14 protein-coding genes are annotated in these 12,097 nt (G+C 57.8%); 6 read left to right on the forward strand and 8 right to left on the reverse strand.

The features are described from left to right. Nucleotides 1-78: 78 nt before the first annotated feature. The 3 genes from LC334_RS18290 to LC334_RS18300 all read left to right on the forward strand — a co-directional run bounded on the left by LC334_RS18290 (nucleotide 79) and on the right by LC334_RS18300 (nucleotide 2,676). Nucleotides 79-1,020: a LysR family transcriptional regulator gene (locus tag LC334_RS18290; RefSeq protein ID WP_085801836.1), complete on the forward strand. Its 942-nt coding sequence runs from the start codon at nucleotides 79-81 to the stop codon at nucleotides 1,018-1,020. A gap of 329 nt (nucleotides 1,021-1,349) precedes the next feature. Next, entirely contained in the window at nucleotides 1,350-1,982 is a 633-nt protein-coding gene (locus LC334_RS18295) for a tyrosine-type recombinase/integrase (RefSeq protein WP_085801837.1), read from the forward strand. 199 nt (nucleotides 1,983-2,181) lie between these two features. Continuing rightward, nucleotides 2,182-2,676, forward strand: coding sequence for a GNAT family N-acetyltransferase (locus tag LC334_RS18300; protein ID WP_085801838.1), 495 nt, complete (start codon nucleotides 2,182-2,184; stop codon nucleotides 2,674-2,676). 432 nt (nucleotides 2,677-3,108) lie between these two features. Here the strand turns inward: LC334_RS18300 and LC334_RS18305 are convergent, their stop codons facing one another. From LC334_RS18305 to LC334_RS18340, 8 genes are all read right to left on the reverse strand, one after another. Beyond that, complete coding sequence (locus tag LC334_RS18305) at nucleotides 3,109-3,903, reverse strand: ABC transporter permease (RefSeq protein WP_085801839.1); 795 nt, start codon at nucleotides 3,901-3,903, stop codon at nucleotides 3,109-3,111. Beyond that, nucleotides 3,900-4,631 (reverse strand): ABC transporter ATP-binding protein, encoded by a 732-nt coding sequence (locus LC334_RS18310; protein WP_085801840.1) that lies wholly within the window; start codon nucleotides 4,629-4,631, stop codon nucleotides 3,900-3,902. Before LC334_RS18310 ends, LC334_RS18305 begins: the two co-directional genes overlap by 4 nt. Before the next feature lie 4 nt (nucleotides 4,632-4,635). Next, on the reverse strand, nucleotides 4,636-5,064 hold the full coding sequence (locus LC334_RS18315; protein WP_085801841.1) for a cupredoxin domain-containing protein: 429 nt from the start codon (nucleotides 5,062-5,064) through the stop codon (nucleotides 4,636-4,638). 1 nt (nucleotide 5,065) lies between these two features. Further along, a complete protein-coding gene (locus LC334_RS18320; protein ID WP_085801898.1) occupies nucleotides 5,066-5,677 on the reverse strand; it encodes an ABC transporter ATP-binding protein in 612 nt (203 codons plus the stop codon). After that, on the reverse strand, nucleotides 5,674-6,417 hold the full coding sequence (locus LC334_RS18325) for an ABC transporter permease (protein ID WP_217809126.1): 744 nt from the start codon (nucleotides 6,415-6,417) through the stop codon (nucleotides 5,674-5,676). The genes LC334_RS18320 and LC334_RS18325 overlap by 4 nt, the downstream gene beginning before the upstream one ends. 10 nt (nucleotides 6,418-6,427) lie before the next feature. Next, nucleotides 6,428-7,399 (reverse strand): ABC transporter substrate-binding protein, encoded by a 972-nt coding sequence (locus LC334_RS18330; RefSeq protein ID WP_085801843.1) that lies wholly within the window; start codon nucleotides 7,397-7,399, stop codon nucleotides 6,428-6,430. A gap of 23 nt (nucleotides 7,400-7,422) precedes the next feature. Continuing rightward, nucleotides 7,423-8,361: a YVTN family beta-propeller repeat protein gene (locus tag LC334_RS18335; protein ID WP_139836489.1), complete on the reverse strand. Its 939-nt coding sequence runs from the start codon at nucleotides 8,359-8,361 to the stop codon at nucleotides 7,423-7,425. Between the two features lie 82 nt (nucleotides 8,362-8,443). Next, complete coding sequence (locus tag LC334_RS18340) at nucleotides 8,444-9,631, reverse strand: ABC transporter substrate-binding protein (protein WP_085801899.1); 1,188 nt, start codon at nucleotides 9,629-9,631, stop codon at nucleotides 8,444-8,446. Between the two features lie 146 nt (nucleotides 9,632-9,777). Here LC334_RS18340 and LC334_RS18345 point away from each other — a divergent pair, with 146 nt between their 5' ends. The 3 genes from LC334_RS18345 to LC334_RS18355 are packed head-to-tail and all read left to right on the forward strand — an operon-like array spanning nucleotide 9,778 to nucleotide 12,095. After that, a complete protein-coding gene (locus LC334_RS18345; protein WP_085801845.1) occupies nucleotides 9,778-10,326 on the forward strand; it encodes an SRPBCC family protein in 549 nt (182 codons plus the stop codon). Continuing rightward, nucleotides 10,295-11,263: a YncE family protein gene (locus tag LC334_RS18350; RefSeq protein WP_085801846.1), complete on the forward strand. Its 969-nt coding sequence runs from the start codon at nucleotides 10,295-10,297 to the stop codon at nucleotides 11,261-11,263. Before LC334_RS18345 ends, LC334_RS18350 begins: the two co-directional genes overlap by 32 nt. Nucleotide 11,264: 1 nt before the next feature. Next, the gene (locus LC334_RS18355) at nucleotides 11,265-12,095 is read left to right on the forward strand and encodes a quinoprotein dehydrogenase-associated SoxYZ-like carrier (protein ID WP_085801900.1); all 831 of its coding nucleotides are present in this window, start codon (nucleotides 11,265-11,267) and stop codon (nucleotides 12,093-12,095) included. Nucleotides 12,096-12,097: the final 2 nt, after the last annotated feature.

The following is a 12,097-nucleotide window of genomic DNA, read 5'->3' on the forward strand; positions in this document are numbered from 1 at the left end:
TGCTTGACGATGGGTGACGCGGGCCGTTCTGTCAAAAGAACTCTTTATGGTCTAAGGCGTGCGAAAATTGGAGGCTAAATGTCAAAAAACAACACAACGCTACCACCTTTGCCCGCCTTACAGGCCTTTGAGGCCGCTGCCCGACATGAAAATTTCATGGCCGCGGCGGAAGAGCTGAATCTTTCACAATCAGCGGTCAGCCACAGGGTGCGTGGTTTGGAGAGACATCTGGGATATGCGCTGTTCATTCGCTTACCCCGTGGGCTGCAACTAACCGAGAATGGCAAGGCTTATTTACCGTCCATTCGGCGCGCCTTTGCGGAAATCATGGGATCGACGTCCAGCATTTTCGGCGTTAGACATGCAACGCGCATAATCATCAGTGCGCCACTCTCTTTTTCGGCCCTATGGTTATCCAAAGTTGTCAGCCGCTTTTCCGCCGATTATCCAGATGTTGAAATCCGAATGAATTCAACCGTCTGGACAGACCACCGCCATCAAGAAGAAGCTGATATCGAATTGCGCCTGGGCTATGGTAACTGGCCCGGGTACAATTCCGAATTGCTGTTCAGAGACCGGTTGGTGCCGCTATGCTCTCCTCTAACTTTTCAGACTCTTCCCAGCCAAGTCACGGCTGCAGAATTAGCAAAGCGACCCCTTGTCCATATTGTCGGTCTTGAGGACCAATGGGGTGATTTTCTTGCCCAGCATAGTATTTCAGCTCAGTTGTCCCGACGCACAGGGCGCATCTCGACCGACAGCAGTGTTTCAGCCGCGATGACAGCCGCATTTGGTCCGCATATTTGCCTGCTCGCCGAACGCTTCGCCGAGCACTTTGAACAACTGGGCGTATTGCGCCGTGCTTGTGAGCTGTCTTCACAGTCGAAACAAAGTTTGTTTCTGGTGACTCCAGACAATGACAAGCCCCTTGTTCCCGAAGTTGAACTTTTTCGTACGTATCTGAGAAAGCATGAGGTAAAAGGCCATACCGCAACAGACGCGGACGCAGCGGAGATCTGAATTTCTTGAGGTCAGAACCAATCCTTAAGTGCGTTTCGGTTGAGGAGTGTACTCAGATCCGCCGGAGAATAGCTGGTAAATTGGCGCTGGCGACCATCCGGTGGCCTCTTAGGGTCATCCTCGCGCACGTTTGCCTGCTATCCCTGTGAACACAGCCATTGGTGCGACACGCAGCATTCGGTATTTTGGGCTCTCACCGGCCGAATGCAGATGCGGCAACTTTACCGCTGAACTGACCTGTGAAGCCGACTTTCCCTAACCAGATAGAATTCCAGCGTCAGCACGGTGCTGATGTTTGGGTCAGGGAGGGATAGGATGGAGGGCAAATTATGCCAAGAGTCCAACTTCCCGCCGTCACCCCGAAACGCAATGCGTGGAACAAGGGCCGCCTTGTCGGACAAAAACGTCCACTCCTGCCGAAACAAGTCTGGGCAATCCGTGCGCGGCTTGAGCTCGCGGGAAATCTGCGCGATGTCGCGCTATTCAACGTAGCCATCGACAGTAAGTTGCGCGGTTGTGATCTGGTGAAACTCCAGGTCACTGACCTGGTCAAAGCCGAGCGCGTACGTGAACGCGTATCGGTGATCCAGAGTAAGACAAAACGCCCAGTGCAATTCGAGCTTACTGAAAACACCCGCGATTCCGTGGCCAATTGGGTGGTGTCGCCGGAAATGATCGGCTGTCGCTTCATGTTTCCCAGCCGGTTTCATGACCGCCCGCATATCTCTACCCGCCAATATGGTCGGTTGGTGCGCGATTGGGTGACAGCGATCGGCTTGGAGCCGAGCGGTTATGGCACGCACTCTCTGCGCCGGACCAAAGCGGCGGAGATCTACCGGAAGACCGGAAATCTCCGGGCAGTTCAGCTCCTGCTTGGACACACAAAGGTTGACAGCACTGTGCGGTACCTTGGCGTCGAACTGGAAGATGCGCTGAGTATCGCAGAAAAGATTGACATTTGAACTATGTTGGCGGGCGGCTCCTGCCGTTCGCCAATTTAATCCGGACCTACGTTCGCGCAGCGGCGGTGGTTCAGACCGAGCCCAAAGTGTCCAATGCTGCGGTCTGCACGAATGTCGGCTTTTGCAGGAAGCACTGAGTTAGAGTAGGCATATTAAAGGAGTATTTCTTTCAAAGAGTTACAATGTTACTATTTCTTCCATGATATTACGCGATGAAATTCCAGGCGATGAAGCAGCGATACATGAATTGACTGAAGCCGCTTTCGCACCTGTCGAAATGAGCGATGGCAGCGAGCCACGGATTGTGGATGGCCTGCGCGAGAGCGGCGACCTCACCCTCTCACTTGTTGTTTTGGACGATGACCAGATTGTTGGCCATGTCGCCTTTTCTCCGGTAAGAATTTCGGAATCCACGGGGCAATGGTTTGGTCTCGGGCCTGTCTCCGTGCACCCAGAACGTCAAAACGCAGGTATTGGTCGGCAACTGATTGAAGCCGGTTTGGAGCGGTTGCGTTTTCTTAGCGCAGCCGGTTGCGTCCTTCTAGGCGACCCTGCTTATTATGGACGTTTCGGTTTTTCATCTTCGTCTGACCTAACTTTTGGCGAAGTTCCCGTGGAGTACGTTCAGGCACTCGCTTTTGGTCCTGAACAAGCTAAGGGCGAAATCAAATACGCTTCAGCGTTCGGCGGCTAAGTTTTCGTTTTGGTGCTCCGAGAACGAGGGCTCAATGTATGAAGAGCGGACATTCAATACGCAGGGATTAAGGGCAGCTTCGTCCGCGACCCGGTCATTAAACCGATCTACAGTGAAGGATCGGTTTGGACATGTGTTGAAACGAAAACTAATAATATTCGGTAGAAGTTAGATCTTATCATGGGAGCTAGAACGGTCAATAATATATTAAAAGCAATGGATTAACAAAAATCTCGCAATCAAGGTTATGCTAAGCTAGTTGCTAATGTGAATGATCCATTTGTGGAGATAGGATTCTCAAGTTGTCAGAGCTATCGGCTGGCTTCAATCCACTTTGACATCATCGTAAGACCCCTGGAGCACTCGTTGGGTATTTCGCGGCGCTTAATCCGCGCAATCCGCACGGCAATGCCACCCCGCTATAGCGGGAGGTTAGCCCCGCTTGCGCTTCATCAGCCCACGCGCAGGATCATAGCCAATGATGCTGCACGCCATGAACACCGCAAAACAGGCCAGTACCCAGAGCAGTGCTGCGCCGTTGAACTGCTCATAAAGCGCAAAGCGGATCAATTCGACGGCGTGCGTAAACGGGTTGAGCGCACAGAGATCGCGCAGGAAAGGGGAGCTTTCCGCCATTTTCCACAAGGGATAGAGCGCCGTGGACATGAAGAACATCGGAAAGATCACGAAATTCATTACGCCCGCGAAATTTTCCAGCTGTTTGATGGTGGAGGAGATCAACAACCCTAGCGCCCCTAGCATCAGCCCTGTCAGGATGAGGGCCGGGAACAGATAGAGATACCCCATCGGCGGCAGGGTGATGCCAAATAAGGCAGCGATGGCGAGGAAGACATAGACCTGCAGGATCGACACTGCGACACCGGCCAGTAACTTGCAGAACAGCAACCAGCTGCGGGGCAGGCGGCTGGTCAGCAATAGCCGCATCGAGCCCATTTCCTGATCGTAAACCAGCGAGAGCGAGGATTGCATCCCGTTGAACAGCTGGATCATGCCGCATAGGCCCGGCACTATATAGACCTCGTAGGTGATATAGGTCTGGTAGGGCGGGATGATCGACAGACCAAGTGCGGCGCGAAACCCGGCGGCAAACACTACCAGCCAGACCAACGGTCGCACAAGCGCCGCCAGAAAGCGCGAGCGCTGGTTGAGAAAGCGCATCGCCTCGCGCAAGACGATGGCCCGCAGGGCGATGAGATACCCGTTCATGCGGTCACGCCTTCGGGGGCGGGGCCGGTCATGCGGATGAAGGCATCCAACAAGGAGCCGTCTCCGGCGAGGGTGGCAGCATCGTCATGCGCCAGCACCCGGCCTTCGTGCAGGACAACCACGTCATCGGTGGCCCGGATCTCATCCACCAGATGGGTGGCCCAGAATACCAGCAGGCCGTTGTCGGCCAGATCATGCACATGGGCGGTGATGGCCTGTCGCGCCGCGGTGTCCAAACCGACTGTGGCTTCGTCCAGCAACAGCACCTGCGGATCATGGATCAGCGCGCGGGCAATTTCCATTCGCCGCCGATGCCCGCCATTCAGGGCACGGGCTTTCTCACCGCTGCGGTCTCGCATCCCCAGCCGGTCAAGCGCGGCGTCAATGCTGCGTTGCGCATTGCGGCCCGAGAGGCCCTGAAGCGCCGCGAAATAGCGTAGATTCTGCATGACGGACAGGTCAAGTTCCAGCGTCTGCTGCTGAAACACAACGCCGATTTTGCCCAGGGCCGCGCGCGGCTCTCGGGCCAGGTCGTGTCCGGCTACGTGGATTGTGCCTTCGCGGGTGACCAACAGCCGTGTGAGCAGCGAAAACAGCGTCGACTTGCCTGCGCCGTTGAGGCCGAGTAGGGCGCAAAATCGACCTTGTTCCAGCACAAATGAAACGTTATCCAGCGCCGTCTTGGCGCCGTAGCGGTAGCTGATGTGTTCCAGTCTTAGGGTGCTCACCCGGCTATTGGATCACGATTTCAACGCGTTGGCCATCCCCCGTTGAACCGGGCTGGCGCAATTCGTAGCGCCCGGGTTTGATGGCGATAAACTCAATTTCCATTGTGCCGGCGTCGTCGAACTCCACGCTGTCCACGCCCAGGGGCCGGATTTCCAGCCCGTTGATGACAATCTCGTTGATCCAGATTGCGCGGAAAAACCCGGCGCCCTCAAGCGCCAGTTCGCCGGTGCCGTCCGAGACAATCTCGATCTCGTAGGCCGTACCTGATTTCAGCATCAGCGGTCCGTCGGCGATGGGTTGGCCCACCGACAGGGTCAGTTCGTCCAGCTCTTCCTTGTTGTTACTGGACAGAAGGCCAGCGAAACCCAGATCATGTGCCGAAGCAGGCAGGGCGAGGGCGAGTATCGTGAGGCCGGCGTAAAACGATTTCATGTCAGTCTCCTTTCTGTTGGTCAGATTGTATTGTGGCGGGGTGGCCTGCAAGGCTGATCACCCGTGTCGCCAGGCGCTTCGCTTCGCTCATGGCATGGGTGACGAAGATTGTTGTGGGCTGTACCTCTGCGATCAGGAGTTCTGTCAGGGTCAGCATATCCTCGGCGGTTTTATCATCAAGCGAGACGAAAGGCTCATCCATGATCAGCAGTTCCGGGGCGCCACCAAAGCCACGCGCCAGCGACAGTCGCCGCTGCTGGCCCAGCGAAAGCTGTCCGGGAAAATCCCCGGCCTTATCCGCCAATCCAACACTGTCCAGCGCGGCGAAGCACGCCGTACGGCCAAGGCCGGGATGCACCAGACGCAAATTGTCCAGGACCGATCGCCAGGGCAGCAACGTGGGTTCTTGAAACACGATGCCGATCCGGTCGGGCCGGTCGATGTTGCCGGTAAATTCCGTATCTATTCCCGCGATAAGACGCAAAAGCGTGGATTTGCCGACCCCTGAGGGGCCAACCAGTGCAAGGGTCTGATCAGTAGGTAAATCAAAGCGGATGTCGCGCAGAACCCGGACGCTGCCGAAGGATTTATCCTGCACATCAACGCGGATCATGCCGTTCTCCAGCGTCTTGTGCGGCGTTCCCAGGGTTGCAGCAGGCTCCATTCCACCGCCAGCATCACCGCGATGAAGGAAAAGGCATAGATCAACACATGGGTGACATCAAAGAGTTGAAAATACAGATGGATTTGGAAGCCGATCCCGTCGGAACGACCAAGGAACTCGACCACCAGTACAATCTTCCAGATGACCGCAAGACCAGAGCGCGCCGCCCCGGCGATGAACGGGGCCAGTTGCGGCAGCGTCACATGGCGCAACCGGGTACCGAACGGCATGGCGAAGACCCGTGCCATTGCCGACAGACCCGGATCAAGCGCGCGTGCGCCTTCGCGGATCACCGTCACGACATTGGGGATTTTGTTGAGCGTTACAGCGATGATAGCGGCGGTCTCGTTCAGACCGATCCAGAGATAGCAAAGTACGATCAACACCAACGCGGGCAGATTGAGAAACACCACCAGCCAGGGGTCGAGCCATTGATCCAGTTTTGGGTTCAGCCCCATCGCCAGCCCCAGTGCCAGGCCGATGCTCATCGCCAGGGCAAAGGCCCCGATCACCCGGAGCAGTGTGCGGCCAAGATGATATGGCAGATCGCCTGAGGTGATCGCCTGCCATGCGGGAGAGGCTAGGCTGTAAGGTGTGGGCAGAACCTGCGGATCGGCGGTGATCCATGCCGCCAGCGTCCAGATCGCCAGCAAGCCAAAGAGGGAGAGGGCGCGAACGCTCAGATCCATGATGGTGCCGTCATTCAAGCACCGGGAACAGGCCATCAGGCAGGGCGGTGGCCTTGCCAACCAGCTGTGCACCTCCCAACTCGGCCATCAGCGTCAGAAAGGTCCCGGCGCTGTCCGGATCAACATTGCCGCGCGCCGGGATACCTGCACGGAAATCAGCGCGTAATGTTTCAAACTGCGCGTCATCGGTGGCATTCATCATCGGCCTGAGCGCCTCCCAGGCCGTGTCGTCGCTGGCCAACAGGGTCTTGGCATCGCGTGAGGCGGTATAGAGCGCCTGCAAGATACCGGGGTTTTCAGCAACAAAGCTTTCTTTCATCACATAGCCGATCAGCGGAATATCCGGGTCGAGTCCAAGCGCGACAGAGGCATCCTGGACCGTCAGCAGGGACCGCATTCCGCCTGCTTTCATCTTGGCCAGAAAGTGCCAGAAGTTGACCGCTGCTGCCAGATCACCGTCCATTGCGGTTTTGAAGATCAGTGGCGGTGCGCCATAGACCTGCTCGGTTTCGGCGGCCAGATCGAAACCGTGTTTCTGCGTGGCATAGGCGCGCAGGATCAACCAGCTTTTGTCCAGCGGCCCGCCAGCGATGCCAATCTTTCGGCCCGCCAGCCGGGGCAGGGTGGTCACGTCGCTGTCCTGAGGCACGACAATCCCGCCCACAGCGCGGGAATAAGGGATAAAGACATAATCTCTGCCTGCCGCTCGCTGCCGGGCTGTCCAGATCCAGTCAGCGACCATCAAATCGGCTGTGCCGCCTTCCAGCGCGACGCGGGTCGCGCCGTTATCAGCATAGGGCTGGACCTTCAGGGCAAAACCGTGCCGGGTGTCAAAGCCGTTATCGGTGATCGTCTGAAGCTCCCAGTTGACGGTGCCGATCTTGAGCACGGCCGCGCGTATCACGGTGGTGTCGGCCGCAGCCAGCGCGGCGGAAAGGCCTAACGCTGCAAGCGCACCGGTGATACGGCTGAAAAAGCTCATGTGATCTCCTGTTCCGGGGCAGGTCAGTCGGGGGCGACGACAACACCCCAGGGCTGCTGGCCCACCTGAATGGACTTGAGCGCTTTTTGGGCGGCCACATCAATCACGGTGATATCGTTTGAATTGCCATTGGTGGTCAGAAGGTGGGCCTGATCGGGGGTAAAGGCCATCTGCCAGACCCGTTGGCCGACAAGGATGTAGTCCTGCACCTCGTAGCTTTGTGCGTCAACCACCGCAACGCGGTTGGCCGGCCCAAGCGCCACAAACAGCCAGTTGCCATCGGATGTCACCTTCATGCCCACCGGTTGCAACCATTCCGGCTGTACCCCAGGCACCTCGAAACCAATCTTGTGGATCAGTTCCGGCAGGTCGCCGGACGTGTCGATCACACTGACCGTACCGCCAATTTCCGAGCTGACAAACAGCTTCGTGCCATCATCGGTATAGGTGGCATAGCGCGGGCGCTGATCGACGAGGATGTTGTGCTTGATCTTGTAGTCCGACGTGTCGATGAAATGCGCCATGTTGGTGGTCTCGGACGTGTTGATCACCCATTTCGTATCAGGACTGATCGCCATGCCTTCGGGCTCTACGCCCACCGGAACCTCGGCCAGCACGGTGCGGCTTTCGGTATCGACGACGGTGACTAGGTTGTCATCCTCATTGGCAATATAAAGCGGGTTGCCCGAGGGGTGCATGGTGAAGAGTTCAGGGTCCGGGCCTGAGGGCAGGGTGTAGAGTTCCTGATAGGTTTCGGTGTCGAACACGCGCACCGTGTCGTCATCGGAGGCGCAGACATATAGCAGCGCGCCATCGGGGCTAACGCCGATACCGCGCGGGCGGTTGCCCGAGGGGAATTCAGTAATCACCTCCCAGGTTTCGCTGTCGATCACGGTGACGGTGTTGCCCTTTTCATTGCTAACATAGACCTTGTTGGCCCAGGCCGGAGCCGCACAGATCATGGCCAGAGCGCAGGCAGTCACACAGGCACGAGCGAGCAGGGTAGGACGGCAGGACATTTTATAACTCCCTGTTATTATTGTTTTATTCTGAAAACGCTGTGCAGGCGCTTTCCGGTTGATCCAGTCCGATCGTATCAAGAGTAGAGCGTTGATGCAGATAGCCGTCCTGCGGGGAGACGCTGACGGTCAGGCGCCCATCTGTCAGCAGGACGGGGGTGCGCAACTGGCCGTTCCACTTGCGGAAATTCACCTTTCGACCCATGAAGGCGGCCAGTTCAAACTCATCTTCCAGCATATAGCTGCGCAGGCTGGCGGCATCGGCGGTGTTGGTGCGGATCACGGCCTCTCCGATGGACCGGATGGCAAGCCAGACACCGTAATCCTCTTCTTGAACATAGCGGCCTGACAGGGCCTCGAACCGGCGTTGGAACTGGGTGGCCCCCCAGGCTTCGTGCGCGGGATGCAAGCTGACGGGGCGTAGCCCGCCCGACCCCATCACCGGGCGCGGTGTCCAGCTGTGATAAGCCAGGTACGGGCCGAACACATCCGACGCATCGGCGGCGATCACGACATCATGTTCCGGCGCACTCTGTGTGAAGACCGGAATTTGCCGCTGCACCAGCACATGGCCGGTATCTGTGCGCCGGGCGCCGCCGGTGTCTTCGAATTCACGCTGCTCGACCACCTCGCCGCCGAATTTGGTGATGGCACGCAGGTAAGCATCGCGCAGGGCCAGGTCAGCGGGGTTGGAACCGTGAACGAGGAAGATTTTGCGCCACTGTTTCCAGATGGTGAATTGCACCACCGCATCGGCCATCATCGAGATGCTGGGCGTAACATGCAGCAGGTTGGCACGGCATTGATCGTTGCGCAGGGTGGCGTCGCGTGCCCCTGCATTCATCACAAGCACATCCGGCCCCGCGGTATCGGCGATGCGCAACGTGTCTTCGGCATTGGCAATCACCACCAGCAGGGTGATCCCGTCCTCTAGGATCGTGTTCAGTGTCGCCTCAACCGTTTCGGGTGTGGCCGCATGGGTGCTGGTTTCAAATTTCATCCCAAGAAAACTGCCGGTGGTCTGGTTGTCCTCATCCGCAAGTGCCCCCCCGACAAACCCGAGATCTTCAGGTTTCAGTTCAAGCCGGGATATCGGCAAAAGCTCGGGATAGCTGACGCGCAGCACGGCGGTTCTGATCTCGAGCGCGGCAGCGCCTGCAGCGCCGAGAAGCGCAAAGACAAGCGACGCCAACATGATCTGCAGCCGTGGCAGCACGACAGATCCTCCCCTGCAGTATTCTCTGTTTTCCGTAGTGTGCACCAATTCGGTAGCGATGAAAAACCGATACCTTTGGCGCATTGCGGGAAAGTAGGACGCATCTAGACTGACAAGGACCGAGATCAAACAGGTGGACTGACATGCAAGTATTAAGACGCATCCTGATTGCGGCGTTGCCGGTGTTGTTGTTCTGCGTACCGATAATGGCAGAGGCGCATGGCCCGACGCGTCAAAAGGTAACCCTGACCGCCGATATCGCAGCGCCACCAGAAGAAGTCTGGGCTGTGATCGGCAATTTTCAGGACATGAGCTGGCACCCGGCGGTGCATTCCTCGATCGGCGAGAATGGCAACGAGATCGACGCCACCCGCATCCTGACCCTGGGCGCCGAGGGCGGGCCAACGATTGACGAGGTGCTGTACAAGTACTCGGACGAGAAGATGAGCTATTCCTACCGCATTACCGAGGTTGCCGTAGAGGTGTTGCCGGTGACGAACTATTCCTCGCATCTGACGGTGAAACCGGGGGCGGAAGGCGGCTCGGTCGTGGAATGGCGCGGCGCGTTCTATCGCGGCTATCCCAACAATGACCCACCGCCCGAGCTGAATGACGAGGCTGCGGTGGCCGCCGTGACCGGCGTTTATCAGGCGGGTCTGGATGCGCTGGCGGCGCGGTTTGCCGGCAATTAGGACACTTGCCGTTGCAATCTTTGGCTGTGCCGCCTGGCCCGTGGCGGCAGAGTTTGCCTTTGTCACCAATCAAAACAGCAGCGATCTGAGCGTACTGGACCTGGAGGTGCATGCAGAGGTGGCGCGGATCGCGGTGCCGGGTATGCCGGCTGGCATAGCCGTGGGGCGGGGGGCGTTCTACACCGTAAGCGCAGACAGCAAAGAGGTGCGTCGGTTCGCCTTGCGCGATGGCGCGCTACTGGCCGAGGTGACATTAGATGGCGGGCCGATTGGCATTGCTTATGGCGCCGTGCGCGACAGGGTTTACGTATCGGACTGGTACAATGCACGAATCTGGGTGCTGGATGCCGGTGATCTGAGCGTTACTGGCGAGCTGCGCACCGGCAGCGCCCCTGCGGGTCTTGTGGTGTCACCGGACGGGACGTGGCTGGCCAGCGCCGACCGCGATGCCGATCAGGTGTCGGTCTTTGACCTCGATTCAGGGGAGTTACGCTATGCGGTGACGGTTGGTGTGCGTCCTTTTGGCCTTTCGCTCGGGCCGCGTGGGCGGCTCTTTACCGCCGATGTCGGTTCGGACAGCGTGACGGTTGTCGATCCGCAGCAGGGCAGGGTGGTCACTACGATCAAAGTCGGTACGCGACCGTACGGTATTTCCTTTGCACAAGGGTCCGGTTTTGTTACAAACCAATACGCCGATACGGTCAGTGTTTTTGATCTTGAAACCCTGTCCGTCACGCACACGTTGCAGGTCGGGGAGTATCCCGAAGGTACCGATGTGACGGGCGATGGCCGATTTGTCCTGGTGGCAAACTGGTTTTCCAACACGGTCAGCGTCATCGACGCGCAAAGCAAAACCGTAGTGGGAGAGATCGAAACCGGTGACGGGCCGCGCGCTTTCGGGCGTTTCGTGGCCGACGGGTATGGAAAGGATGATTGAGATGAAACGCGCATTGATCAGCACAACTGCACTCTGCCTTCTGGCGGGTGGACCGGCGCTTGCGCTGGAACCCAGCTGGCCCGACTTGCAGGATGCGCTTTATGGTGATCTGGCGCTGACTTCGGGGGCGGGGCTGATTGAAATCGACGCGCCATACCGTTCGGAACTGGATGCGCGCACCAATATCGGTGCCACGGTAGAGGCCCCCGCGGGCCGACTTTTGGAAAGCGTCACGGTCATTCTGGATGAAAACCCGATGCCGGTCTCGGCGGTGTTTACGTTCAAGCAGCCGATGGGACGATTTGATTTCGACACAAAGATGCGCGTGAATGGCCCGACACCGCTGCATATCGTGGCGAAAACCACTGATGGGCAGCTGATCATGTCGGAAACTTTCGTGAAAACATCGGGGCAGGGGGCCTGTGCGGCGCCTCCGGGTACCGATCCCGAAGTTGCGCTGGCCACGCTGGGCAACATGGATATCAGCGTCACCGAATACGGCGCTGCCGAGAAGCTGAGCTCTCTGGTCAAAATCTCAATGGCGGATAATTTGAATTATGTTAAGCAAATGACGCTGAATATCGACCATCCCAGCCATTCGGGCATGCAAATGGATCAGATTTCGCTGCTGTACATTCCGATGCGCTATGTCGAGACGGTTTCGATCGGTGTCGATGGGCAGGACTATCTGGAGATGACGGGAAGCATTTCACTGAGCGAAAACCCCGAAATCAGCCTGTCGGTTCCGGCTGATGTGCAGGTTGTCGATGTCCTGATGAGCGACACGGACGGTACTGAGGCCAGGGAACAATACCGGGTGACCGGTTTCTGAGA

The organism is Roseovarius aestuarii (assembly GCF_019966515.1).
Taxonomy (GTDB): Bacteria; Pseudomonadota; Alphaproteobacteria; order Rhodobacterales; family Rhodobacteraceae; genus Roseovarius; species Roseovarius aestuarii.